This is a genomic window from Bacillus sp. OV322 (assembly GCF_900112495.1).
GTDB lineage: Bacteria > Bacillota > Bacilli > Bacillales > DSM-1321 > Peribacillus.
Map to the genome: position 1 here is coordinate 1 of NZ_FOMA01000007.1, position 25805 is coordinate 25805.

23 protein-coding genes are annotated in these 25805 nt (G+C 42.0%); 9 read left to right on the forward strand and 14 right to left on the reverse strand.

Going from position 1 to position 25805, the window contains the following annotated elements; genetic code table 11:
• Positions 1–497 precede the first annotated feature (497 nt).
• Entirely contained in the window at positions 498–1361 is an 864-nt protein-coding gene (locus BM126_RS17035) for a nucleotidyltransferase-like protein (RefSeq protein ID WP_090990645.1), read from the reverse strand.
• 218 nt (positions 1362–1579) lie between these two features.
• Here BM126_RS17035 and BM126_RS17040 point away from each other — a divergent pair, with 218 nt between their 5' ends.
• A complete protein-coding gene (locus tag BM126_RS17040; RefSeq protein WP_071352171.1) occupies positions 1580–1936 on the forward strand; it encodes a YgzB family protein in 357 nt (118 codons plus the stop codon).
• A gap of 116 nt (positions 1937–2052) precedes the next feature.
• Here BM126_RS17040 and perR read toward each other — a convergent pair whose 3' ends face one another.
• From perR to BM126_RS17080, 8 genes are all read right to left on the reverse strand, one after another.
• Positions 2053–2496 (reverse strand): peroxide-responsive transcriptional repressor PerR, encoded by a 444-nt coding sequence (perR, locus tag BM126_RS17045; protein WP_071352172.1) that lies wholly within the window; start codon positions 2494–2496, stop codon positions 2053–2055.
• 218 nt (positions 2497–2714) lie between these two features.
• Positions 2715–3665: a D-2-hydroxyacid dehydrogenase gene (locus BM126_RS17050; RefSeq protein WP_090990646.1), complete on the reverse strand. Its 951-nt coding sequence runs from the start codon at positions 3663–3665 to the stop codon at positions 2715–2717.
• Between the two features lie 247 nt (positions 3666–3912).
• Positions 3913–5025: an aminopeptidase gene (locus BM126_RS17055; protein ID WP_090990647.1), complete on the reverse strand. Its 1113-nt coding sequence runs from the start codon at positions 5023–5025 to the stop codon at positions 3913–3915.
• Positions 5026–5040: 15 nt separating this feature from the next.
• Positions 5041–5511 (reverse strand): thioredoxin-dependent thiol peroxidase, encoded by a 471-nt coding sequence (bcp, locus tag BM126_RS17060; RefSeq protein WP_090990648.1) that lies wholly within the window; start codon positions 5509–5511, stop codon positions 5041–5043.
• A gap of 65 nt (positions 5512–5576) precedes the next feature.
• On the reverse strand, positions 5577–5993 hold the full coding sequence (locus tag BM126_RS17065) for an ion channel (protein WP_090990649.1): 417 nt from the start codon (positions 5991–5993) through the stop codon (positions 5577–5579).
• Positions 5994–6212: 219 nt separating this feature from the next.
• Positions 6213–6998: an ABC transporter permease gene (locus BM126_RS17070; protein WP_090990650.1), complete on the reverse strand. Its 786-nt coding sequence runs from the start codon at positions 6996–6998 to the stop codon at positions 6213–6215.
• A gap of 5 nt (positions 6999–7003) precedes the next feature.
• Positions 7004–7795 (reverse strand): ABC transporter permease, encoded by a 792-nt coding sequence (locus BM126_RS17075; protein WP_090990651.1) that lies wholly within the window; start codon positions 7793–7795, stop codon positions 7004–7006.
• Positions 7796–7852: 57 nt separating this feature from the next.
• Positions 7853–8860 carry an ABC transporter ATP-binding protein gene (locus tag BM126_RS17080; protein WP_090990652.1) on the reverse strand — a complete coding sequence of 336 codons (1008 nt, stop codon included), beginning with the start codon at positions 8858–8860 and terminating at the stop codon, positions 7853–7855.
• 175 nt (positions 8861–9035) lie between these two features.
• Here BM126_RS17080 and BM126_RS17085 point away from each other — a divergent pair, with 175 nt between their 5' ends.
• From BM126_RS17085 to BM126_RS17120, 8 genes are all read left to right on the forward strand, one after another.
• Complete coding sequence (locus BM126_RS17085; protein WP_090990653.1) at positions 9036–10343, forward strand: glutamate-1-semialdehyde 2,1-aminomutase; 1308 nt, start codon at positions 9036–9038, stop codon at positions 10341–10343.
• A gap of 399 nt (positions 10344–10742) precedes the next feature.
• Complete coding sequence (locus BM126_RS17090) at positions 10743–15218, forward strand: glutamate synthase-related protein (RefSeq protein ID WP_090990875.1); 4476 nt, start codon at positions 10743–10745, stop codon at positions 15216–15218.
• A gap of 345 nt (positions 15219–15563) precedes the next feature.
• Positions 15564–16649: an FUSC family protein gene (locus BM126_RS17095; protein ID WP_090990654.1), complete on the forward strand. Its 1086-nt coding sequence runs from the start codon at positions 15564–15566 to the stop codon at positions 16647–16649.
• Positions 16650–17005: 356 nt separating this feature from the next.
• On the forward strand, positions 17006–17506 hold the full coding sequence (locus BM126_RS17100; RefSeq protein WP_177201474.1) for a MarR family winged helix-turn-helix transcriptional regulator: 501 nt from the start codon (positions 17006–17008) through the stop codon (positions 17504–17506).
• 32 nt (positions 17507–17538) lie between these two features.
• Positions 17539–18177: a biotin/lipoyl-containing protein gene (locus BM126_RS17105; RefSeq protein WP_090990656.1), complete on the forward strand. Its 639-nt coding sequence runs from the start codon at positions 17539–17541 to the stop codon at positions 18175–18177.
• Positions 18178–18215: 38 nt separating this feature from the next.
• On the forward strand, positions 18216–19829 hold the full coding sequence (locus BM126_RS17110; RefSeq protein WP_090990657.1) for a DHA2 family efflux MFS transporter permease subunit: 1614 nt from the start codon (positions 18216–18218) through the stop codon (positions 19827–19829).
• Between the two features lie 79 nt (positions 19830–19908).
• Complete coding sequence (locus BM126_RS17115) at positions 19909–20439, forward strand: NAD(P)H-dependent oxidoreductase (protein ID WP_090990658.1); 531 nt, start codon at positions 19909–19911, stop codon at positions 20437–20439.
• Between the two features lie 16 nt (positions 20440–20455).
• On the forward strand, positions 20456–20848 hold the full coding sequence (locus tag BM126_RS17120; RefSeq protein WP_090990659.1) for a hypothetical protein: 393 nt from the start codon (positions 20456–20458) through the stop codon (positions 20846–20848).
• 41 nt (positions 20849–20889) lie between these two features.
• Here BM126_RS17120 and BM126_RS17125 read toward each other — a convergent pair whose 3' ends face one another.
• The 5 genes from BM126_RS17125 to fabL all read right to left on the reverse strand — a co-directional run bounded on the left by BM126_RS17125 (position 20890) and on the right by fabL (position 25753).
• A complete protein-coding gene (locus BM126_RS17125; protein ID WP_090990660.1) occupies positions 20890–22638 on the reverse strand; it encodes an ABC transporter ATP-binding protein in 1749 nt (582 codons plus the stop codon).
• Between the two features lie 66 nt (positions 22639–22704).
• Positions 22705–23232, reverse strand: coding sequence for a nucleoside tri-diphosphate phosphatase (locus BM126_RS17130; RefSeq protein ID WP_071351558.1), 528 nt, complete (start codon positions 23230–23232; stop codon positions 22705–22707).
• A gap of 362 nt (positions 23233–23594) precedes the next feature.
• Entirely contained in the window at positions 23595–23849 is a 255-nt protein-coding gene (locus BM126_RS17135; protein WP_090990876.1) for a YgaB family protein, read from the reverse strand.
• Positions 23850–24541: 692 nt separating this feature from the next.
• On the reverse strand, positions 24542–24925 hold the full coding sequence (locus BM126_RS17140; protein ID WP_090990661.1) for a gamma-type small acid-soluble spore protein: 384 nt from the start codon (positions 24923–24925) through the stop codon (positions 24542–24544).
• A gap of 78 nt (positions 24926–25003) precedes the next feature.
• Positions 25004–25753 carry an enoyl-[acyl-carrier-protein] reductase FabL gene (fabL, locus tag BM126_RS17145; RefSeq protein WP_090990662.1) on the reverse strand — a complete coding sequence of 250 codons (750 nt, stop codon included), beginning with the start codon at positions 25751–25753 and terminating at the stop codon, positions 25004–25006.
• Between the last annotated feature and the right edge of the window lie 52 nt (positions 25754–25805).

The window sequence follows — 25805 nt, forward strand, 5'->3', positions numbered from 1 at the left end:
CGAAGAAATGTTTGACTTGCTCATTTGCTTTTAGAGTGTGTGCTCACTATTTTAAAACGTTGGCGCTTAGTTTTGTTCAGTTTTCAAAGAGCAATTTCTCTATCGTTTCTCTCGGAAGCGACTTGGTTATCTTACCATGTAAGCAAGTTAACTGTCAACAACTTTCTGAAAAACTTTTTTAGAAAAACATTTTTCTGTGCTTCAGAACTTGATGTCCCTTAGCGACGTATATAAATATAACATCGAAATAATGAATGGTCAATACTAAAAATGATTTTTTACGATAATTTTTTCATGATATGCAGGACCTGTTTATTAAACACCTGGAAGTACTTTAGCCAAGCTATTATTCTTTCACAAAATATCCTTATTCAATCACATAAGCACTCCTGTATACACTCTTAGCTTTACAGGAAAAAGAAACGGAAGTTAAGCAGCACCTATACACGCATAAATATCTCTGCTGAACAGGTAGGCTGCCGCTCTTCTTCCTGATCTTATAAATGATACAGCCTGTGATACACTTCCTGGCCCTTTGTTTCTACATTCGCAATTTCAATAATGTTTTTCTCGATAAGGTATTCCAGCAGTACGCTGAGATCCACCGCATAATGCGCCAGCTCCTGATGATTGATCAGCTGGGCAATTGTCCATGGCTCTTCTTTTGTTTCCATAACCTCTATTAAATGCTGGGCTCCAATATTTGTTCTTGAGTAAATAAGAAATTCACTTGCCAAAAATAACAGCTCAAGCCTTTTCTCTAGAGTTTCCTCGCTATTAACGAGTTCTTCATATAGTTTAAAAATTTCAGGCTCGATGTGCTTTACCTGATTCCAAACCGTCACCTCAGGGTGAAATCCCTGGTCGATGACTTCAAGTCGCGCCAAGTGGTGCAAAGAATGGACAACATGGTTATAGGCATCGAGATACTGCCCATTCTCAAAAAACACTTTTCCGTCCATGTACCTTCTTATTAGCTTGGCAAACTCCATGCCCATTTTAATTTTCCTTCCGTAGAAAGGGAATTCGCTGATTTCTTTTTTCAGACTGGAAAGGTATTCGTTTCTGTCAAATAAAATCTTCCCATTTTGAATCCAGTCCACGACTTTACGGTTTGTCCCAAGCAGCAGCCAATCCTGCAGCTGGCTTTCAGACACAACATGCAGTGCTGCCTTTTTATCCCTGTATGTATAATGCTTCAGAAAAACGGCATCTTCCGCTTCGTTCACAATAACAAAAAGGATGTAGTCAAAGGTATCTGTGATTGATATGTCATTCGCTCTTTTTTCTATTAATAAAATGCCAAGTGTTGAAGAGTGGCTGGCTCTTTCCTGGTATATTGGACGAAGGATATCCTCCATTTTTAAATTCCTCCAAAAACGTTGCAGATTACTGTACAAAACTCAGTTTATTTAAAACAGAGCAAAATGTACAGGGTGTATTCTTCACTATATACGGGTTCGACTTTTTTTGTAGAAATCCTGCCTTTCCTGTGGAAATTCACGCATTTTTCCCTTGTTATAATTTTCATATTAGTCCCAATTTTGTGGTATAGTTAAAATAATCAGGAGGGACAACTATGCAAAAATACTCTAGCAAGATAAACAAAATTCGGACATTTGCTTTAAGCTTAATCTTTATCGGCTTCATTGTTATGTATGGCGGGATCTTCTTCAGGTCACATCCTATCGTCATGACAATTTTCATGATTCTTGGCGTCTTGTGCATTATGGCAAGCACCGCTGTGTATTTTTGGATTGGCATGCTTTCCACCAAAACGGTACAGGTTATTTGCCCAAATTGCAGCAAGCCCACTAAAATTTTAGGGCGTGTGGATATGTGCATGCATTGCAATGAACCCCTGACACTGGATAAAAATCTTGAGGGCGAAGAATTTGATGAAAAGTACAATAGAAGACAAGCAAAGAATCATTGACGCGCACTGTTAATCACTGATAAGGATAAATAAAAAAACTGATGCAACTGCCTCTGCCAGTCTGCTTGTGACATATTGGCACAAAAAAAGTTCCTGCCTGATTAGGCGGAACTTTTTTAATGTGTCTCTTTGCCAGTACAATCCGGGCATTCTCCGTAGATTTCCATGCGGTGGTTGCTGATCTGGAATCCCGTAACATGTGAGGCAAATTGCTCAACTTCGTTCAATCCCGGATAGTGAAAATCCACTATCTTGCCGCAATGCTGGCAAACTACATGGTAATGATTAGTGGTCACAAAGTCGAATCTGCTTGAAGAATCGCCAAACGTCAGCTCTTTCACTAATCCCACTTCACGAAATACTCTCAGGTTATTATAAACTGTCGCCACGCTCATATTCGGGAATTTGCCCTCCAGCGCTTTATAAATATCATCTGCTGTCGGGTGGGACATCGAGTTTATTAAATATTCAAGTATCGCATGACGCTGAGGAGTAATTCTCACTCCGGTATCCTTCAATGAATCTAATGCTTCCTTCAAATGATTTTCAGACACCGCCATGCACCTCTTTTCTAACAGTATATATTCTTATATTATAATATTTATAATTAGTGTACCTGCATTCCTGCGTTTTTGTCAATGATTCTGCAAGGGCTATATGCTTAATTATATGAAAAAATATAAGCCTTTAGACTGCCCAGAGACATCTCCTTCACATAAAAATGAGGGATACGCCTTAGTATATTCCATTTCAGCCGAAACTTACATGTGCATGCTTATTAATAACCCTTTTTGGGGTCAATTAAATTGATATACTTTTTTCCTTCTCCCATATATTCGTGGAGGTTTTTTTCAAAAATGTCAAAGGATCTTGGCAGGTATCTGTCTGATTTGCTTGATAGATGTGGTGTCACTGTCACATTGTTCACTCTCCAGAAGTCATGATCTTCCGGAAGAGGTTCGGTGTTAAAAACATCAAGAATGCTATGGGCAATTTCTTTATCTTTCATAGCCTCTAAAAGAACGGTGTCTTCCACAAGGTCACCGCGGCCTATGTTGATAAAAACGGCCGTTTCCTTCATCTTTCTGAAGTGCTCTTTCCCAAGCATCCCCTTTGTTTCGGGAGTGCTAGGCAAAATAGCCGTTATATAATCAGCCCGCGGGATCACATTTAATAGGTCACTGATATTATAGAGCTCATCAATATAAACAGCCTGTTTGCCTCCCCTGTTGATTCCCAGTGTCTTCATATTAAATGCTTTAGCCAGTCTGGCAATTTCCCCGCCTATCGCTCCTGTTCCCATGATGAGTATCGTTTTGCCGCTAAGCTCGCCTGTCATAATACTGCGTTCCCATAATGCTTTTTCTTCCTGTTCCAGCAATTGCTTATTCTTTTTTTCATATTGAAGCAGCATCCCTATTGTATACTCTGCCATCGGAATGCTATGTATTCCCCTTGCATTTGTCACCATGATGTTTTTCCGGGTAATCTCCTGAAAGGGCATTTGCTCAAGTCCTGCAGACATGACCATTATCCACTTCAGCTGTTTGGCCGCTTCTATATGTTTTCCTGTTAAATCCTCACCATAGGTTATGAGAATCTCTGCGCGTTTTAAATGATCATCGTTCACAGGCAATCTTGTTTTATAGGCGAATTCCAGTGCCGGAAACTTTTGTTCCATCTCCATTATGATGGCATCGTCCGGAGTAATAGTTGAGAGTACAAGCATATGCAAATCCTCCAAAGGTTTTTCAATTATTTTATCATGTTAAAAATCTTCCCGGCAGATATCCGGCACAAGAATTTTCTGCATTTTCATTCATAGGCAGCTAACCGCACCTTTTTCAGGGCATAAAAAAACGCGGATACTAGATCCGCGAAACAATCTTTGAGGAGGTATTCCCATGATTTATACTATTCTAAAACAGCATATTGGAGTTGGACAGTAGCCCTTGTCTAATAAAATAGGCTTTACATTACCCCTTCAAGTTTTCAGGATTCAGCCCTGCAAGCTGCGACAGGACAAACATGCCGTCTTTCCTGACCAAGACATCATCGAAATATATTTCTCCCCCGCCATATTCTGGACGCTGGATGAGGACCATATCCCAATGAATCGATGACCGGTTGCCATTGTCAGCTTCTTCATAGGCCTCTCCGGGAGTAAAATGCAGACTTCCGCATATTTTTTCATCGAATAATATATCGCCTATCGGTTCCGTAATCAGCGGGTTGACTCCAAGTGCAAACTCTCCGATAAAGCGCGAACCGCTGTCTGTATCGAGGATTGCATTGAATTTTTCCAGCTGATCCGCAGTGCAGTCAGTAATTTTACCTTCTTTAAATGTTAATGAAACTCCCCTGAAAACCGATCCCTGATATGGGCATGGAGTATTGAAGGTTATGGTTCCGTTGACACTTTCTTTAACAGGAGCTGTAAAGACTTCACCATCCGGTACATTATTGGAGCCTGCACAGATTATTGCAGGTATGTCTTTGATGGAAAAGGATAAATCTGTTCCAGGCGAGACAATACGGACCTTATCTGTTGCTTCCATTAATTCTTTAAGCGGCTGCATGGCTTGTTCCATTTTTTCATAATCAACCGTGCAGACGTCAAGCAGGTAGTCTTCAAAACGGCTCAAGCTCATGCCCGCTTTTTGGGCAAGGCCGATTGTAGGATAGTTCAGTAATACCCATTTCCGGTTGTTCACATAAAAAAACGTAGAAGGTTTCATGGCTTCTCCGCGAATCCGGTGCTTTTCTGCAGGCACTCCAGAAAACTCGGCATCATTTTCTTCACCATACACAATGATGACAGCATCTGTGTCTTCATATTTTTTCATCATCCATGAAGAAAATGTATCAAGCTGTTCCTTTTCATACCCCAATAATAAATGCCGGCTGATTTCATCATCCATTAAATCAACATACGGATAACCGCCCATTTTGTAGGTTTCATCAATCAGTTCTTTTAGCAAAGGCTTGCTGTTAACATGACCGCGGATAAGCACTTTTTGTTTTTTCTGCAATTTAATTGAATGCTTCAGCAGCATTTTCGCCAGCCTGTTTAATCTCTCATCCCTCATGCCGTTGCCCCCAAATTATATCTCTGTTTTCCTAAGATACTCTAAAGCTTCTTCTGTATGTCCCTTTACTTTCACTTTTCTCCACTCTTTTATTAAAATTCCTTGTTTATCAATTAAAAAAGTAGAGCGTTCGATGCCCATATATTCTTTGCCGAAGTTATTCTTCAGCTTCCATACATCATACGCTTCCGCTGCTTCATGATTTTCATCTGCCAGCAGCAGGAAAGGCAGGCCGTGCTTTTCGATAAATTTCATATGACGGTCAACCGGATCCGGGCTAACCCCCAAAATGACCGCATCCAGCTCCTTGAATTGCTCATGCTGATCACGAAAATCACACGCTTCCGTGGTACAGCCAGGTGTCATATCCTTAGGGTAGAAATACAAAATGATATGTTTGCCTGCAAAATCTGATAAAGAAACAACTTCTCCATTACTCGCATTCAATTTAAAATCCGGAGCTTTTTCACCGATTTTCATTGTCAATGCACTCCCTCCATTTCTTGCCTTTGGAGTAAGCGTACCCAATTTTCTCCCCAATTACAAATTTCTCACTTTCTCCTGTTATTCTGTTCGAAATCAATAACTGTCCGGATTACGAATGCAGCCGGCAAAGTGTATCCGATAAAGGCCTGAACAGCTGCGATTGTACGGCCAATCCCAATTGGAGCTACATCGCCGTAGCCAACGGAAAACATCGTCATTGCACTGAAATAAAAGGAGGTTTCCAGATGCCTGATATAATCCCCCTCTACCCGGAAACCGTTGTCCAAAAAAACTGCATGGTTATCCAGCTCAAACAGTAAATAAATAAGTGCAAATCCTATTAATATGGTTCCATAAAGGTTGGTCACCCAAATCAGGCTTTCTATAGAAAATCTTTTCTCACTGCTGCTTTCTATAAATAAAGTGCGGAGGCTCATAAACATGCAGGCAAGGATGGCTGCAATCAACAGGTAAAAGGTCATGGATCCTCCTCACCTCCTAAAAATATTAGATATTCTATTACTACTCCCTGTTCCCATGTTATATGTAAACAAATCAATTTCTCTTTTATACAAGAAGGCATTACAGAAGGTAAGGATGATCGGCTTTTATAAGCACTGAAACGAAAAGCATCCTATTAACTGCGGAGGGCTGAGATAGAAAAAACAGCCGCTTTCCCGATTGGAAAAGCGGCCGTCTATTTAATTTCCTGCACCTCTATATTTCTTCACACCCTGGTTCCATAGCAGAACAGAAAAAGTGAAGAAGACAATTCCGATTACAGGAGTGGCAAATGAGAACATGTACCATTCTTTTTTGCCCAGAAAATAGGCGGCAGGATAGACGCCTACAAAGGCAAAGGGCAATACCCATGTCAGTACAAACCGGATGGCTTTATTGTAAATATCGACCGGATAGCGGCCGTAATTTCCGATATTGTACATCATCGGCATTATCGATGTTTTGGCATCCGACCAAAAGCCGATGCTTGCAAGGGCAATAAAAATAGCAGCATATGCAAGGGCACCCCCGATGGCAAACAGGATAAACAGCACGGGGTCATACCAGTGAATGTCAAGATGCAGGGAGGATCCCGCATAAAAAATAACAATCAGGCCAGTTATCAGCCCAAATAGCGATTCCAGTTCCATCCTTTCCAGAATGACCTGAAAAAGGCTGTGAATCGGCCTTGTCAGAATTCTGTCCATCTCTCCTTTGACTATATAGCGGTCATTAAAATCCCATATATTAAAGAATGACGAAAATAGAGCAAACGGAATAAGGAAGAAGCCATAAATAAAAATGATTTCGTCGCGGTTCCAGCCGCTCAACAGCTGAGTATGGCCGAATACAACGAAGATGAAGATCAAATTGACCGCTTGATTCAGCAGATCAGAAAAAATTTCAACAAACAAATCGGCCCTGTACTGAAGCCTTGTTTTCATATACTGGCTTACATATTGAAAAAACATATTTACATAAAACACTTGCTTTAGCCTCCCTGAATGATGAGCTGTTTTTTAGCGGTAACCCAGAGAAACTGGATTGGCACCAATAATATCAGCACCCAGATTAATTGCTGCAGCATCGCCTGCAGGATTTCCCCGGTACTGAAGCCATTTGTGAAAATCATGCTCGGGATATAGCTAATGCCCTGAAAAGGAAGGTATTTCATGATGTCCTGTGCCCACATCGGATAAAAGCTGATAGGAAGAAGCAAGCCGGAAAATAAATCAATGATCACTCTTTTTGCCCTGATCAGCCCAGCGTTGTTGTAAAAGAAAAATGTTGTGATTCCTGTAAGCAGATTGATTTGTGTATTGATAATAAAGCTAAGAATAAGAGATAAAACAAAATAACCCCAAACTGCAGCATCATGCGGAAGTTTGATTGGAAAAATTAAAGCTACTACTATCATGCCGGGTATCGAGAAGAAGAAGAAACGGAAGATCCCCTCACCGAGTCCCTGCATCGTTTTCATGCCAAGATAGCTGTATGGCCTTATCAATTCAATGGCCACTTTTCCCTCTTTGATTTCCTGGGATATTTCCCTGTCGATATTATTGAAATAAAAAGCTCGTGCCATCCAGGCAATGGCCACATATGTAGTCATTTGTGTGCTGGTCAGTCCCTGCATCGACCCTTTTCCGCCATAAATGGCATTCCAAAGGAAATAGTAAGCCCCGATGTTGATGCTGTATATTAAAATCCCAGTGTAATAATCAGATCTATAAGCCAGCATCATTAAAAATCTGATGCGTATCATTTCTGTGTACTTTCCCACCGTACTGCTCCTTTCCCGCCTTTTCCTGGTTTTGTTTTTGTAATAAATGACGAGAAATCATACGATGCCTTTATCATAAATATTCCGGACGATTTCTTCTATCGATGTTTCATGAATCTTGATGTCCTTAATTTTATAATGAGCAATGACTGCCGCGATCAACTGTGAAATATGATCATGTTCTTCTTTAATAAATGCAATATATGTTTGATCTTTTTCGTTATATTCCCAGGAAGCATCAAAAGGAAGCGGCAATGACTGCAGCTCATTAAGAGATACTTGCTCCATGAATTGAAAATGTATTTCCTTGCCTTCAGCCCAGTTGTTTTTCAGGCTGTTTAAAGCGCCATCATAAATGATCTGGCCTTCATCAAGCATGATCACCCTATCGCATAGTGCTTCAATATCTGCAAGATCATGGGTGGTCAATAAAATGGTCGTATTGTACTTTTGGTTGATTTCCTTTAAAAATTCCCGGATCTTGAGCTTTACAAGTACATCAAGCCCGATTGTCGGCTCGTCAAGGAACAAAAGCGGCGGATTATGGATCAGTGCAGCGGCTAGCTCACACCTCATACGCTGGCCGAGCGATAGCTTACGGACAGGTTTGTCAAGCAAGGGTTCCAGGTCAAGCGTCTTAATGATGTGTCCCATATGCTCTTCGTATTGCTGATCAGACACTTTGTACACTTTTTTCAATAGGCGGAAGGATTCCTGCACAGCGATATCCCACCAAAGCTGTGAGCGCTGGCCGAATACGACGCCAATTGTTGGCGTGAAACTCTCTCTTTCTTTATGAGGGTTCATTCCATTCACACGAATATGCCCTGAGGTTGGGGTTAGGATGCCTGTCAGCATTTTGATTGTCGTCGACTTTCCTGCCCCATTCTCCCCGATGTAAGCCACCATTTCCCCCTGTTTCACATTAAAATTAATATCGTTCACAGCAGGAACAACTTTATAGTTTCTAGTAAGCAGGTCACGAAAGGCACCCTTTAACCCAGAACGGCTCGAATACGCCTTAAACTCTTTCCTAAGATGCTCCACTTCAATTGCAAAACTCATAACATCATTTCCTCCAATAGTCATCTTGCCCTAATGAAATAGTTTATCCAAACCAGCCCGCTAAAACAACAAAAATGCCCAAACAATGGGGTCAGACCCCATTTCCCAGACCACAATTCCGGGTGGTTTTGTGCTAGAATAGATTGTTGTAGTTTGGTTTAGAGGAGGATATGTGATGAAGTTTACGAATTCAGAGAGTTTACATAGGGAAGCGCAGGAGCATATTGTCGGGGGTGTGAATAGCCCTTCACGTTCTTATAAGGCTGTTGGAGGCGGTTCTCCGGTTGTGATGGAACGGGGACAGGGTGCTTATTTTTGGGATGTTGACGGCAATAAGTATATTGATTATTTAGCAGCTTATGGCCCGATCATTACCGGCCATGCTCACCCGCATATAACGGAAGCCATCAAGAAGGCTGCAGAATCAGGGGTTTTGTTCGGTACACCAACTCCCCACGAAGTGAAATTTGCAAAGATGCTGAAAGAAGCCATGCCATACATGGACAAAGTCCGTTTCGTCAATTCCGGAACAGAAGCAGTCATGACAACAATCCGTGTAGCACGGGCATACACAGGAAGAGATAAAATAATTAAGTTTGCAGGCTGCTATCATGGCCACTCAGATCTTGTGCTTGTAGCAGCGGGGTCTGGCCCTTCTACTCTCGGCACGCCAGATTCAGCCGGCGTCCCGAAAAGCATCGCACAAGAGGTTATTACAGTTCCTTTCAATGATATTGAACCATTTAAAGAGGCCCTCGAAAAATGGGGAGATCAAATTGCCGGTGTCCTTGTCGAACCGATTGTAGGAAATTTCGGCATTGTCGAACCTAATCCAGGTTTCCTGGAAGCTGTGGTGGAACATAGCCACAATGCAGGTGCACTTGTTATCTTTGACGAAGTCATTACGGCTTTCCGCTTTATGTACGGCGGAGCTCAGGATCTTCTTGGCGTGCAGCCTGATTTAACCGCTCTGGGCAAAATCATTGGCGGCGGCCTTCCTATTGGCGCTTACGGCGGAAAGAAAGAAATCATGGAGACAGTCGCTCCCCTTGGACCTGCATATCAGGCTGGTACAATGGCAGGAAACCCTGCATCCATGCTTTCAGGAATCGCCTGTTTAGAGGTACTGAAGCAAGAGGGCCTTTATGAGAAGCTTGACCATCTTGGCGCCATACTCGAAAAAGGGATTCTCGCAGCAGCTGAACGCTATCAGGTCCCGATTACCATCAACCGCCTGAAAGGTGCACTTACAATTTTCTTCACCAAAGAAAAAGTGGAAAATTATGTCCAAGCAGAAAACACGGACGGCGAGATGTTTGCCAAGTTCTTTAAACTGATGCTTCATCAGGGCATCAACCTTGCTCCATCAAAATATGAAGCCTGGTTTTTAACAACCGAGCATACCGAAGAAGATATAACTTATACTTTAAAAGCTGTTGAACATGCATTTAAAACACTTGGTTCTTCTTTAGGAAACGAATAATTATTCATAAGACATACAATCCTGCAAAGATTTCGCCTTTGCAGGATTTTTTACATCAGCAAAAGAAAGCGCTTGCATATATGTAGAACACTTTATTTTCCTTCCTTCTTGTAAAAAAACTATATCCACTGCCCTGTATAAAAAATTGATTTATCCTCTTTTGTTTAGTATCATTATAATAATATTCAGAAAATTATCTACTTTCCTTTTATAGAGGCTTTGTTAATACCTAAACTGAAAACGCACCGCGAAGATGCTCCAAAGACCGCGGTACCTGAAGCAGAAATAGCTGGCAGAGCTAACAGAGCCCCTTTAAAAATCCCCCTACTTATTAAAGATCATTATATAAAACCAGGAGGTGAAGGCAAAATAAGGCTCCCCCTTATAGACGCCGAACTCATGAATCAAAAGCAATGGAATCCAGGGTTATTTAAAGAGTTTTACCGCGAGGAGCATGATGCCTGCGGAATTGTAGCAAGCATTGAGAAAAAAAGAATCCCTGCAAGGGAAAACATTTTCGCCTGCATAGATGCTTTAGTAAAAATGAACCACCGGGCCGGCTTCATTAATGGTGAAGGAGACGGAGTTGGCATCCACATTGATATCCCAAGAGCCCTTTGGAAAAAAAAGCTTGAATCAGCAAATGCTGACGGCAGTCTTGCTGATGACCCAAGCTTTGCAGTCGGGCATCTTTTCCTGAGCAGAAAGGGAGATATTTCCTCTCTGATGGATGAAGTAAAGGAAAAGCTTAACACGGCCGGTTTGAGGCTTGTCTTTGAATCAGATAAAGCCTGCAATCCATCCGCACTTGGACCGATTGCAATTCAGGAAAATCCGGTATTCTGGCAATTTGCCTGCCTTTCTTCCTTTACAGAGCAAACAGAGATAACCCAATCTCTATTTGAACTTACACATGATATAGAAAAAAATGATTTTATACATGTAGCTTCCCTAAGCCAATATCATGTTGTTTATAAGGTGATGGGCGCTGGGGATATTCTTCCAAACTATTATCCTGACCTTGCTGATCCGCTGGCTGCCTCCACCATGACACTTGGCCACAACCGTTTTTCGACAAATACTTTATCAAGCTTTTTCAGGGTTCAGCCATTCAGTATCTTAGGTCATAACGGAGAAATCAATACCATTGCCAAGCTTCGTGAAGAAGCACAAATGATCGGCGTCCCGCTCGTGAAGGAGGGCAGTGACTCTCAGGATCTGAACAGGACCATTGAAACGCTGATCTGCAGGCATGGCTTTTCACTATTCGAAGCTATTGATATGCTCTTCCCTCCTATCATTAATGAAATAAAGGCCTATCCCGCGCATTTGCAAAACTTATATACCTATCTGCGGGAGGCTTGGGGACACTTTGCCCAAGGGCCTGCGGGAATTATCTCCAGGTTTGGGGATGAAGCTGTTTTTTCCGTTGACTCATTAGGCTTGCGGCCTTTATGGAATTTAGAAACAGAAACTTCATACCTATTTTCATCAGAGCCTGGAATTATATCTTCCTCTGAATATACCGGTGACCCGAAGCCCATCGGACCTGGTGAAAAAATCGGCCTTAAATGGGAGGGAGATACAATTGTACTCATGGATTATACCTCCTATCAGACTGAAGTCTATGAACGCTTTTCCAGTCGGCTCACCCTTTCCGGTGACAGCATCCGCCTCAAGCCCCCGGTGTTTGTAAAGCCGGAAGAGTTTACCCAATCCCCCGGTATCCAAAATGGGCAATATAAGGCATTTGGCTGGGAAAGGGATCATGTGCAGCTGGTTGAGCAAATGGCGGAAAAAGGGGCAGAGCCTATCCGTTCATTAGGCCATGATGCACCATTGGCAGCTCTCAATCCCCAGAGGAAAAATATAGCTGATTTTATAAAAGAAAGCGTAGCTGTTGTAACAAACCCAGCCATTGACCGGGACAGGGAAACCGAACATTTTTCTACACGCACGATTATCGGGAAACGCCCAGCTTTATTCAAGGCTGAAAAAGCAGAAAAAGTAATGGAGCTTTTGACACCTATTTTTATAGAAGGAAAAAGCGGAATTGAATGTTCCGATATCCTGGCTCAGCCAAGCTATGACCAATTCATTAAATACCATAAGGAACAAAAATCCAGCAGCAGCATTTCCGCTGTTTTTATGCGGAATGAATCCATACCGTCCGCATTATCTCGAATAGCCGATGAAGCAGTCTCTGCTGTTAAAGATGGAAAAACACTGATCATATTGGATGACGCTGATGCCCATCATGATGAATATCTGTGGCTTGATCCCCATCTGGCGGTCTCTGCTGTCGACCAGGCTCTATTGAGTTCAGGCCAAAGAAGAAATTGCTCATTATTGGTCAGGTCTGCAGCCATCCGTTCCCTGCATGATATTATTACCGCATACGGACTAGGTGCCGATGCAATCAGTCCTTATTACATGTTTTTGACACTGCCTGCAGAAACACCCGAACCTGCCGTTAATTTGTACAATGCCCTGACAAAAGGACTTGAGAAAGTGATTTCCACTATAGGGATACATGAGCTTCGGGGATATGGCCGCCTATTTTCAAGCATAGGGCTGAATGATGAAGTCGGTCAGCATTTAAACATCGTGAACTTCTTCGGTTCTTCTGAACTGCAATACAATTTTGACAATATGAAAGAAGACGCTCTGCAAAGGGCTCAGGATTATCATAGCACCGACGGACGAATAGGGAAAACCTTCCACCTTTTCCCACGGATCTGGAAATCGATTGGAGATGTTGCGTCTACCGGGGATTATGAAGCGTACCGGGAAAAAATATCTGAACAGGAAGAAGCAAATCCAACAGCAATCAGGCATTTAACCTCCCTGGTTCCAGGAGAAGAACCTCTTTCCCCTGAAGAAGTCAGCATATCTATCGGTGAGCATAGCCTTCCGTTTGTCATTGCCTCCATGTCATTTGGATCGCAAAACGAAATTGCTTTCAGGGCCTACGCTGAAGCTGCTGACCGTTTGAATATGATCAGCATGAATGGCGAGGGCGGGGAAATCAAAGATATGCTCGGCAAATATCCCAAATCCCGCGGCCAGCAGATTGCTTCCGGCCGTTTCGGGGTGAATGCTGAGCTGCTTAATTCATCCAACCTGCTGGAAATTAAAATCGGCCAGGGAGCCAAACCAGGTGAAGGCGGACATCTTCCCGGCTCTAAGGTAACAGCCAAGATTGCTCAGGCACGCAATGCAACCATCGGCTCTGATCTTATATCACCATCAAATAATCATGATATTTATTCAATCGAAGACCTTGCGCAGATGATACACGAGCTTAAAACAGCGAACGATAATGCAAAAGTGGCGGTAAAGGTTCCAGTCGTCCCTAATATCGGGACAATAGCGGTCGGGATAGCCAAATCCGGCGCAGACATCATTACCCTTTCCGGTTTTGACGGAGGAACAGGCGCTGCCCGTATCCATGCCCTTCAGCATGTAGGGCTTCCTGTTGAGATTGGCGTCAAGGCCGCCCATAATGCCCTTTTGGAAGCAGGAATCAGGCAGAATGTAGAGATCTGGGCTGATGGAGGCTTAAAAAGCTCGCTGGATGTATTGAAAGTCATGCTCCTTGGAGCGAATCGGGTTGGATTTGGCACCCTTTCAATGATTGCCGTTGGATGCACTACCTGCAGGGGCTGCCATTTAGATACATGCCATGTGGGGATTGCCACCCAGATAGAATCTGAAGCAGAAGCAAAAGAACATGGGCTGCGCCGCTTTGTGCCCCGCAAATTTGACTTGGCTGTACAGGGGCTGACCAATATGTTTACTGCTTTTGGCAACGAACTTAAAGCACTTACTGCTTCTCTTGGAGCAAGAAGCCTGCAGGATATTGTCGGCAGATCTGATCTGCTTCAGCAGGTTAAGGGGAAGGAACTTCTTGATTTAACATATTTGCTGAAAACTCTCGAAATCAGCCAGTTTCCCAGCCTGGAGACAGCAGCCTGCCTAAATGAAGGCGCACTGCAGGCTGCTGTAGGCGCAGAGTATCTGGACTCAGCGGTGGATGATCTCAATGAATCCAGAACGTATGACAGAATCACCTCCGACCAGCGCGTGCTCGGAAGCAGGGTTTCCTGCCATCGTGTCAGGGGAAGATTGGATGGATCATATAAATCACTCCCTTCTGTACAGCTCATTTACAAAAACGGTTCCATACCAGGAAATGGACTTGGCGCCTATAACACAGAGGGAATTGAGATACAGGTTAGCGGAGGAGCACAGGATGGCATCGGCAAGACTGCCATCGGCGGAAACATATGGATTTTCAAATCCCGCGGCAAGGATGGAAACTTCTATAATGGCTCTGTTGGAAAAGGCTTCGGATATGGGGCACAGCACGGGCTTCTTGTTGCACAGGGAGATGCAGATGCCAGAGCAGGCATCAGGCTTTCTGGAGCTGATATGATCATTGGCGGGCAGCTAAAGCAGCCAATCGGGAAAACGGAAAACGGAAATATTGCAGTCCATGCCAACATAAAAGGCTTTGCCTTTGAGTACATGACCAATGGCAGGGGTTTGGTTCTCGGAGATCCAGGGCCATGGATTTGTGCAGGCATGACAGGCGGTGTCGTTTATTTAAGGCTGCAGCCGCAGTCCGGCTTTACGAAGGAAGCAGCCGAAAGAAGGATTGCAAAGGGTGCGAATGTCACAATTGAAGCCCTCTCAACAAAGGGAATTCAGGACATTTCTGAGCTTTTGGGGGCATATACACTCATGCTTAAAGAACAGGAACAGGAAGAAGAAGCATTATCCCTTTCTCCCCTACTGGATAATCCGGCAGAGCATTTTATTATGGTTGTCCCAGTCAAACAACAAGCGGATCCCTCTGTTTCAACAGAATGATTTAATTGACCTGCAAAAAGTTGAGAAAACAGCCTATTTGCAAAGAAGCCGGCACTGCATCCAGTGCCGGCTTTCTTATCCCGCAAACTGGCAATCCAAATATCTCGGGCGTTTTGGCCGATAACCTTCTTATTATTATAGTTTTTATAAACAATTGTAAAAACTGGCTATTTCCCCTTGAAACTTAACGGTAAACCCTGTATATTACATTATTGTTTACTTAAAAAGGTTTTAGTGTAAAGTAATTAAAAGGGAGTTTTTATTTATCCAGAATTACATCGCAATCATTATAAAAAATCATACACATTGCTGGATTTTACCCAAGAGAAAGGAAAACGGACTTATATGAAGCTTGGTGCCCGCATTTTAAAAACGGGAATTGCAATTGTTTTAGCGCTTTATCTTTCAAAGCTTCTTCACATGCCTGTGCCGGTATTAGCAGGGATATCTGCCATATTTGCCATACAGCCGACCATTTACCGTTCATACAGGACGATTGTGGAGCAGCTTCAGGGAAATCTAATCGGAGCCTGTGTCGCTGTAGTATTCGTTCTCTTTTTTGGCAATCATATTTTTATTATCGGTTTAGCTGTTATCGTGGTCATTTCAATTAACCTTAAACTTAAGATGGGCAATACCATTACACTTTCAATTGTGACAACATTATCAATCATGGAAGCGCAGCAGGGGAATTTCTATGCCTTTGCCTTCATTCGTTTATCATCAGTTTTATTAGGAATCCTGAGCTCCTTCTTGGTCAACCTTGTATTTATTCCTCCCAAATATGAAACAAAGCTATATGTGCGGATTTCAAATGTAACGGAGGATATCCTGAAGTGGATCAGAATGAGCACCCGCCATGTATCTGAACGGACATTGTTAAAAAAGGATATCGGCGATTTAAAGAACGACCTTTCTCAAATTGAACAGCTTTATTATATGTTTAAAGAAGAACGCGGTTATTTTCTGAAGGAAAACCATGTAAAGGCCAGAAAAAAAGTGGTGTACCGGCAAATGCTTATCACCACAAGAAAAGCTTTTGAAACACTTAAACGCATCCATAAATACGAGCATGAAATAAGCATGATGCCTGAAGAATTCCAGGTAAAGCTCCTTTATCAGCTGGATTGCCTGATCCGCAAGCATGAGCAATTGCTGTTAAAATATATCGGCAAGGTGAAATTCAGCGGACATGTATATTCAGACTGTGTTTCCGATGAATGCTTAAGCCGCGAGAACCTGCTAGCGCTTTTTTACGGCAGGGATTCGGGAATTGAAGATCAGGAATTAGGTGCACGACTTGTCCCTCTGCTCTCTGCCATTATGGAGTATGATGAGCAAATGGAGCACTTAGAAAAATTGATCAGCAGTTTTCAGACTTTCCATAAAGATGATAATGAAGTATATCTTCCTCCAGAAGATGTAGATTAATTATTTGAGCCTTGTCCGACTCCTTGTGAGCTGGACTTGATAAAAAGGGTTTTCCTCTTACTTAGAGGATAGCCCTTTTTTTGTTTTTTCTCCTGTCTGATATGAAAGCGTTCCATTTTTGTTTTACATAAATATTTTTTTATTATTTATCAAATACTCAAGATAATAGAATCCCCCTTTATTCACATCAAACAAGAAAAATTACATTTTTTACCTCGAAAAAATAATAAAAAATAAAGGATTAAATTGATGACAATTCAAAAAATCTCTGTTAGAATAATTTCTTGTTAAGAAATATATTTACATTGGTTAACATTTAATGTTCTTAAATATTAGCATGATTGGGGAGTGAAGTGTTGAATGAAGAAAGCCGTATTATCGCTGCGGTAGAGCACATTCATGACAAATTATTACTGCTTGGGAAAATACGTACTTTGTTTCTTGAGAAAAGCATAGAACCTTATGACATCACTTTGCTTCAGGTTCATATTCTCTATAAAGTCGGACAAAACAGCAATATCCGGGTCAGCAAGCTGGCGGAAATGGTTCATATCCACCTAAGTTCCCTCACAAGGCTGATTGACCGTCTTGTAGAGCAAACTTTAATTTGCCGCTTCAATGATGACAAAGACAGGCGTGTTGTCAGAGTACAACTGTCCGATAAAGGATCTGAAGTTCTTGAATGTGTAACAAAGAGCTTTAAGGAATTAATCATCCAAACTATTAAACAAATGGATGAAACAGAACTGGAAGGCTTTTATCAGTTTTCAGCATTGCTGGATAAAATAACGGAACCAATTTCTATTGAAAATGATGACGTGAAAATTATCCGCCAATTTAATACTTCAGAAATTTAAAATACTTCGCAGGATTGAAAGGAGAAAGATTTATGGGTAGAGGTCGTTTAGTCCTAGTTAATATCGTAGGAATCATCATTATTTTTGCATTAGTAGCCGGAGGTGCTTATTACTACTATCAAAGCACAAACTTCGTTAAGACAGACGAAGCAAAAGTAGCCGGAGATCTTAATACAATTGTTGCGCCAACAGCAGGCAAGCTAAAAGGCTGGAATCTGCAGGAAGGCGATAATGTTTCAAAAGGAAATACACTTGGCAAAATCTCTGATGGCAAAAATTCTGTGACTGTTTCTTCTGCACAAGACGGAACAGTAGTTAAAAAACAAGTTTCATCTGATCAATTGGTTCAAGCAGGACAGGTATTGGGCCAAACAATCGATATGAGCAAAATTTATATTACAGCAAACATTAAAGAAACAGAATTAAGCGATATCGAAAAAGGCGATTCAGTTGATATCACAGTTGACGGAGATCCAGGCACTACTTTCGAAGGTACACTAGAAGATATCGGATATGCTACAAACTCAGTATTCTCTATCATGCCGTCACAAAATTCAAGCGGCAACTACACTAAAGTAACTCAAAAGGTTCCTGTTAAAATTTCAATTAAAGCTCCATCCGATAAAGTACTTCCAGGTATGAACGCAGAAGTTAAGATTTCCACAAAATAATTTGATTTGTTTACTTTACAAGAAAGGAGGCTGGTTTAATGGCTGCCCAAGGTATCGAAAATAACGACCAGGGAGTAAGACAGCATATTCCCCTGCTTGTTATATTAATGCTTGGCTTATTCTTAGTTATCTTAAACCAAACCCTTCTAAGCGTGGCCATGCCGCGCATGATGACGGAGTTTAACGTAACAGCCACAACCATCCAGTGGCTTTCCACAGGGTTCATGCTTGTCAATGGTGCGTTAATTCCTCTTTCAGCGTTCCTTATTGAACGCTTTGGCACAAGGATACTTTTTATATTGGCTATGGTACTTTTCACTATTGGTACTTTCATTTGCGGAATTGCACCGACATTCTCCGTAATTTTGATTGGCCGCTTAATTCAGGCAGCAGGCGGCGGTGTTCTTCAGCCGCTTGTTATGACTATGATCATGTTTATTTTCCCGCCGCATATGCGCGGTAAAGGGATGGGGATCTTTGGCCTTGCAATGATGTTCGCTCCGGCTATCGGCCCTACATTATCAGGTTTGATCATAGAACACTATACATGGCGTTTAATGTTCTACGGAATGGTTCCGCTTGGAGCGATTATTGTAATCATCGCTTTCATCACATTGCGTAATGTAATTGAGCCAAAAAAAATCAAACTCGATGCATTCGGCGCATTTCTTTCCCTTTTCGGTGTGGCTGCCCTTCTTTATGGAGTCAGTGAAGCCGGTTCAAAAGGATGGTCAGACTCAATTGTCGTGGTTATGATCGTACTTGGCCTTCTGTCCATTGCCGGATTTGTTATCCAGCAGCTAAAATCAGAAAAACCTTTGCTTGATTTCAGGGTTTTCAAGTATGACATATTCACACTATCCAATATCATTTCAGCCATCATCACTGTATCAATGTTCACTGGGCTGTTCCTGCTTCCGATTTATCTGCAGAACCTAAGAGGCTTTACCCCTGTTCAATCAGGTGTTCTAATGCTTCCAGGCGCCCTTGTTATGATGGTCATGTCCCCTATCTCAGGGATATTGTTTGATAAAGTAGGACCTCGTCCACTTGGTATAGTCGGATTGCTGGTCACTATTTTAACAACGTTTGAATTTACTAAAATAACGCCTGATACTGCTTATACAACACTATTAGGTATTTACATGATCCGTTCATTCGGAATGTCGCTATTGATGATGCCGATTATGACAGCAGGCATGAACCAGCTGCCACGCCATTTAAATAGCCACGGAACCGCCATGACGAATACAATCCGCCAGGTAACCGGCGCAATCGGAACAAGCTTGGTCACTACCATTTATACAAACAGGACCATCTTCCATGCTACTACAATGGGAAACCAGATGAGTACGACTGATCCGGAATTCTCGCAAAACCTGCAGAATCTTGTTCAAAACATCATGGCTTCCATGCATCAAACAGCAGCTTCAGCCCAGCAGACAGCCATATCGCTGCTGTCCGGCCAAATACAGCTGCAATCCAATGTTATGGGAATCAATGATGCCTTCTTCTGGGCAACAGGATTTACTGTTGTCGGATTAATACTGAGCTTCTTCCTGCGTGATGTAAGAAAAGATAAAAAGAAACAGGAAGCAAAAAAGAAGAACGAAATACAATTGCTTCCTTCTCCAGTGAATGAAACGAAATAAAGAAATAGCAGACCTCCCCTTATCGGGAGGTTTACTATTATCACAGAAGGCTACATTTAATTAACAGGAGGGTTTTTTCATGAAGATTTATGTTGTGTATGATAGCGAAGGAGAACATACTAAAGCTCTTGCGGAATCTATCGCAGAGGGAGCAGATGGAGTAAGCGGTGCTGAGGTATTTATTGATCATGTCAGCCAGGCAGATGTGTATAAGCTTTCTGAAATGGATGCCATTATCTGGGGCTGCCCAGGGCATTTCGGAACCATCAGTTCCGGATTGAAATCATGGATCGACAAATTGGGATATCTTTGGGCAGAAGGAAAGCTTCAGGATAAGATCGGTGCCGTTTTCTGTACTACAGCCACTGTCCACGGCGGACTCGAAGCAACCATGCTTAACTTAATCACCCCAATGCTGCACCAGGGAATGATCATTACTGGCATGCCAAGCAACATCCGTGAAAATGCCCTTTATGGCTCTTATTATGGAGTAGGTGTAACCTGTCCTCCTGATAGTCCAGAAGCAATTTCTGCAGAAGGCCTTACACTCGGCAGGATATTAGGAGCACGTGTAGCGAATGTCGCAAAATCATTTAAAAATGAGCGATAAGGAGGACTGATATAAGATGGCAATGATTATTTTTATAATTGTAGCGATCTTGGTAGCAGCCGGCTTAGTTACCATGAATATAAGGTCATCATCCCGCAGCGGTGCACATGTTGAACAAGAACCGGCCCTTCATGAAGAAACGCCTTCTTCCATGCCTCCTGTTCCGGCTGAAGAAGCCCATGAAACTGCTGTACAGCCAATGCCTGATGTGAGGGCAGAAGAAGAAACGTTAAAAATGGATGATAATGCATACAGGAATGCCCTGCAAAGCATGAAAACCCATATCGAATCTCCTAAGGCAGAAATAGAAGAAGAACCTTCTGTCCAGCCTAAAAAGGATTCCAAAATGAACGATAACATGTTCCGTGAAACATTAAAATCCATGAGAAATCAGGACACAAATAAATAAACAAAAGCCCCCAATTGACTTGGGGGCTTTTGTTTGCGGCTTTATGTATCCAGCTGCTGTACCTGAAAGAGGTTATAATAGCCTCCCTGTCTTCTCATCAGCTCTTCGTGGCTTCCCATTTCTGTTATTTCTCCATGCTCGATAAGAATTATCCGGTCAGCATGTGTAATCGTGGATAACCGATGTGCAACAATGAAGGTAGTCCTCTCTTTCGCAAGCTCCTCCAGTGCTTCCTGGATCAAGTGCTCACTTTCCAGATCAAGAGCCGAAGTTGCTTCGTCCAGCACGAGAATCGGAGGGTTTTTCAGGAACACCCTTGCAATGGCAACGCGCTGTTTCTGCCCTCCGGATAATTTAACACCGCGCTCTCCTACCTTCGTTTCATAACCTTCTGACAGGTTTTCTATAAAGTCATGGGCATTTGCTGCCTTTGCTGCCTCTATTACCTCTTCCATGGATGCATCAGGCTTGCCCATCCTGATATTCGAGACAACCGACTCACTGAATAAGATGTTATCTTGCAGTACCATCCCAATTTTATCGCGCAGGCTGCGGACCTTGAAATCCCGCAAATCTGTGCCGTCCAATAAGATCCTTCCGCTGCTGACATCGTAAAACCTTGGAATCAGGCTGACAAGCGAAGACTTTCCCCCTCCGCTCATCCCAACCAATGCAATGGTTTCACCCTTACGGACATGAAGGTTCAAATTCTTTAAAACTGGCTCTTCTGATTTATCATAGGCAAACGAAATATTCTCAAAATCAAGATTGCCTTCTACATGGTTCAGTGATATAGAATCTGGTTTATCCTCAATGTCATATTTTTCATCAATGAATTCAAACATACGGTCCATTGAGGCTAGTGTCTGTGTCATGGTAGTTGAGGAGTTGACTACCCTTCTCAAGGGATTATACAGCCTGTCGATGAACCCGATGAAGGCCACCATCGTTCCTACTGACAGCGGGCCATTTATCACCTGATAACCTGCATAGCCAATAACCAGCAAAGGCGAAATATCGGTGATGGTATTAACAACAGCAAAAGATTTGGCATTCCAGCTTGTATGCGCCAGCGCCTTGTCCAAAAAGTTCTGATTTTGTTTTTTAAACAGCTCTGATTCGTGATCCTCTATGGCAAAGCTCTTAATAACAGGCATTCCAGAAACACGTTCACCTAAATGGCTTTGTACATCTGCAAGAGCCTGCGAGCGCGTTCTTGTATAATCCCTAAGCTTTCCAAAGAAATGCTTAACGGAAAATGCGTAAAATGGAAGCATTACCAAGGAGACAATGGTGAGCTTCACATCCATAGTAAACATGATTATGATCGCGATGATAATGGTTGCTATATCAAGCCAGAGATTCATAAGCCCCGTGATTACAAAGTTCTTTGTCTGCTCTACATCTGTTATCACCCTGGAGATGACTTCTCCTGCACGGGTATTGGCATAATATTTAAAGCTTAATTTCTGGATATGGCTGAATAGCTCATTCCGGATATCAAATAAAATCTTCGTGCCGGTCCATTGAGCATAGTATTGCCGGTAATATTCCACAGGCGGCCGGACCACAACGAATATCACCAGCATAATTCCCATAACCCAGAATAGTTTTTCCGTTTTTACAGATGATGTTAAGTGTTTATTGGCAATAATATCATCCAGAACATATTTTGTAAGAACAGGAATTAATAGCGGTATACCAAATTTCAGAAGTCCTATGATGACTGTTCCTGCAATTTGCCACTTGTATGGTTTGACAAACCGCAGATATCTTTTTACGCTATCCACAAAAAACCTCCGTAAGTAAGTTTTTTCTCAAAAAAAACCTGTTGTTTATGCAACAGGTTTCTGGCTCTAGCGGTAGGTTAAAAACCGTTCGTACCAGGAATCAATAAATTCTGCAGAAAAAGGGCCTTTCCTCTGCCGTATCATGTAAATTAAATAATCGACATTTCTTTTTAAGATAGCATCAATTGCATCAGGGTAATTCATTTCCCTGCGGTGCCTTTCATACTCATCTTCATCCAGTAAATTAAAAGTCATATCCGGAAACACCTTAATATCCAGGTCATAATCAATGTACTTAAGCGCTTCCGTATCGCAAGTGAACGGAGAACTGATATTGCAATAATAGTACACACCGTCTTCTCTAAGCATACCAATAACATTGAACCAATATTTAGAATGAAAATAGCATATTGCCGGTTCTCTCGTTATCCAGGTTCTTCCGTCAGATTCCGTTACCATTGTACGATCATTTGCCGCTATGACAAGATTTTGCGTCCCTTTTAAAACGGTGGTTTCTTCCCAGATCCGGTGGATATGCCCATTATGCTTATAACTTTGAATTTGGATTTTTCCTCCCTCGGTGGGAATCCCCATAATTATTCTCCCCTGCCTTCCTTAAACACATTACGAAACTTTTCTAATGGCGGTTATACTGTATCTTATTCGATTTCCTATATTCCTTTATTATAGCGATTTATTCAAAAATTTAAAACAAAAGAGGCTATCTATCAGTAAAAATGTGCCATAAAGCCAATAATACTTAAAAAATCTGCAAAAAAGCTGCAAAATTTCCGCATTATCGGCAAAAAGACAATTACTGAATAAGATAGCCCCTTAGGACATTTTTTCGTATACTTTGTTGCTATAGAACAAGTGATTGATTTCCATTCCAGGAGTCTCGCACCGTTCGTTCCAATCAGCCTCATTTAAGGCTAAGCCGGATTCAGCGTGACTAATTAGATAATTGCTGCCTGCCCTTCCTGGTAGTACCTGATGACCTCTTCTGTCTGCTGCTCAAACATTTCATGAATTGCAGATAATTCCTGCTTCATCCGTAAAATTTCATCCTGAATGCAATCTAACTCGGTCAATTCCTGCAAGGCCCGGAGCTGCTGTTCGATTTCCTGGCATCTTTCAATTTCGGATTGTATAAACAAAAGCTTCTCCATCGTTTTAAGCTGCTCATTAATCAGCCGGTCAAACTCTTTCATATCCATGCACCGCCCCATCATTTATATAATGATTTCCCCTCCTCCAAATATTCTTGCTTCCACCTGATTGTCCTTTGACTTAAAATGTAGACCAATTAGAACTTTTGTCGAAGGATGAAAAAACGCCTTGTTCGGTAGATGAAGCAAATAGGTGATGCCCTTAAATGGAAGTTAGCTTATCGGTTAAGTAATATTTCCAACTTTTTTTGATATACAAGGATTTTTTTAAAAGTGGTTCAAAGGTTTCTGATACCTATGAGAGAAAATGAAGTAAATTCATGGTTATAAACGGATAAACATGAACATATTCGCGGGAACCATCATGTAGCAGGTTTTTCAGGCGGACTGAAATTTAGGCTTTTTATAACCTTTATCGTATTATTCTGTTGCGAATGCTCAGGACAACCCACAAGCCGGAAATATGCAGAGATCGTTAAATTTAATCCTTAATAAATGGCTTACCAGCACGCGCTGTTCATCCTGAAATTGGATAAGCCTGCCGCCACATCCCTTTCTATGTGCAAAAAAGGTCATTGTCAATGAAGAAAATTGTATGTATTCAGTGCCGTGAAAGTAAAAAAATAGGGACCTAAGTTGTGGCAATAGCACATGAAAAAGCAGCTGGCATATACCAGCTGCTTTTCATGATGTGCAAGGGGCAATTATTGCATTGCACAGCCTTTTATTAACGCTTATGCTTTGGAAGATTTACCAGATTGAGACTGCTGGTTTTGTCTTTTTACTTCTTGTACATCAGTTTGGCTAGCAAACTCAGTACCGAATTGGCCTTGGCCAGATTGGCTTTTTCCTGCAGATGCTTGCTGGTTTTGCTGCCTCACTTCTTGCACGTTAGTTTGGCTTGCAAATTCAGTGCCGTATTGGCCCTGTCCAGATTGGCTTTTTCCTGCAGATGCTTGCTGGTTTTGCTGCCTTACTTCTTGCACGTTAGTTTGGCTTGCAAATTCAGTGCCGTATTGGCCCTGTCCAGATTGGCTTTTTCCTGCAGATGCTTGCTGGTTTTGCTGTTTAACTTCCTGTACGTTAGTTCCAGCTTGTGTTGTTTTGTTGTTCTCCATTCGTAATCACCTCCACGATAATAGAATAACCAGGAATACGGGGTGATATCCGAACAAACATCAGTTAAATTTATCCAATTATACAAGCAGCGAAACTCCTCCATCTACGATAATGGTTTGTCCGCAGATCATGCTTGTTTGGTCACTTATTAAAAAGAGAATGACATTTACCATATCCGATACTTCCACCATTCGTCCGGCAGGAGTGTTTTTTGCCGCATCTGCAAGTAATTCTTCGCGGTTAGGGAAATGTTTAAGGGCATCTGTATCAATCACTCCGCCTGAAACAGCATTTACCGTGATATTTTTAGGAGCAAGTTCAACTGCAAGATAACGTGTAAGTGCTTCAAGTGCTGCTTTGGAAACACCAACTACTGTATAATTTTCAAGGTATCTGATAGAACCCAGTGAACTGATGCTGACGATTTTCCCTCCACCATTTTTCTCCATTAATTTTGCAGCTTCCTGTGCGCAAAATAATAGGGCTTTGCTGTTGATATCCATGGTCCAATTCCAGTGTGATTCTTCAAGCTCCATCAGTGGACGCTGAACGCCAGATGCAGCATTTGATACGAATACATCCAGCCTGCCATAATACTCTTCAATCTCGGCAAACATGGATTTTATTTTCGCCACATCACCAACGTTGGCCTTTACGACTAGAGCTTTCCGGCCCATTGCTTCAACTAAAGCCGCAACCTCCAGCGCTTTGGATTTGCTTCTGGCATAGTTAATGACAAGGTCATATCCTTCTTCGGCCAACTTTATGGCAGTCGCCCTTCCTAGCCCCTTACTGCTTCCTGTTACCAATGCTACTTTATTTGTCATTTGTTTATCGTCCCTTCTATTTGGAAAAATAAGAATAAAGATGTTTATTTTT

Excerpts from the sequence above, each read along its gene's own strand:
- BM126_RS17035 (WP_090990645.1), bottom strand. The coding sequence starts at position 1,361 with ATGGAGGATATCCTTCGTCCAATATACCAGGAAAGAGCCAGCCACTCT.
- BM126_RS17040 (WP_071352171.1), top strand. The coding sequence starts at position 1,580 with ATGCAAAAATACTCTAGCAAGATAAACAAAATTCGGACATTTGCTTTA.
- perR (WP_071352172.1), bottom strand. The coding sequence starts at position 2,496 with ATGGCGGTGTCTGAAAATCATTTGAAGGAAGCATTAGATTCATTGAAG.
- BM126_RS17050 (WP_090990646.1), bottom strand. The coding sequence starts at position 3,665 with ATGCTTGTACTCTCAACTATTACTCCGGACGATGCCATCATAATGGAG.
- BM126_RS17055 (WP_090990647.1), bottom strand. The coding sequence starts at position 5,025 with ATGAGGGATGAGAGATTAAACAGGCTGGCGAAAATGCTGCTGAAGCAT.
- BM126_RS17065 (WP_090990649.1), bottom strand. The coding sequence starts at position 5,993 with ATGACCTTTTACCTGTTGATTGCAGCCATCCTTGCCTGCATGTTTATG.
- BM126_RS17080 (WP_090990652.1), bottom strand. The coding sequence starts at position 8,860 with ATGAGTTTTGCAATTGAAGTGGAGCATCTTAGGAAAGAGTTTAAGGCG.
- BM126_RS17085 (WP_090990653.1), top strand. The coding sequence starts at position 9,036 with ATGAAGTTTACGAATTCAGAGAGTTTACATAGGGAAGCGCAGGAGCAT.
- BM126_RS17090 (WP_090990875.1), top strand. The coding sequence starts at position 10,743 with ATGAATCAAAAGCAATGGAATCCAGGGTTATTTAAAGAGTTTTACCGC.
- BM126_RS17095 (WP_090990654.1), top strand. The coding sequence starts at position 15,564 with ATGAAGCTTGGTGCCCGCATTTTAAAAACGGGAATTGCAATTGTTTTA.
- BM126_RS17105 (WP_090990656.1), top strand. The coding sequence starts at position 17,539 with ATGGGTAGAGGTCGTTTAGTCCTAGTTAATATCGTAGGAATCATCATT.
- BM126_RS17110 (WP_090990657.1), top strand. The coding sequence starts at position 18,216 with ATGGCTGCCCAAGGTATCGAAAATAACGACCAGGGAGTAAGACAGCAT.
- BM126_RS17115 (WP_090990658.1), top strand. The coding sequence starts at position 19,909 with ATGAAGATTTATGTTGTGTATGATAGCGAAGGAGAACATACTAAAGCT.
- BM126_RS17120 (WP_090990659.1), top strand. The coding sequence starts at position 20,456 with ATGGCAATGATTATTTTTATAATTGTAGCGATCTTGGTAGCAGCCGGC.
- BM126_RS17130 (WP_071351558.1), bottom strand. The coding sequence starts at position 23,232 with ATGGGGATTCCCACCGAGGGAGGAAAAATCCAAATTCAAAGTTATAAG.
- BM126_RS17135 (WP_090990876.1), bottom strand. The coding sequence starts at position 23,849 with ATGAAAGAGTTTGACCGGCTGATTAATGAGCAGCTTAAAACGATGGAG.
- BM126_RS17140 (WP_090990661.1), bottom strand. The coding sequence starts at position 24,925 with ATGGAGAACAACAAAACAACACAAGCTGGAACTAACGTACAGGAAGTT.
- fabL (WP_090990662.1), bottom strand. The coding sequence starts at position 25,753 with ATGACAAATAAAGTAGCATTGGTAACAGGAAGCAGTAAGGGGCTAGGA.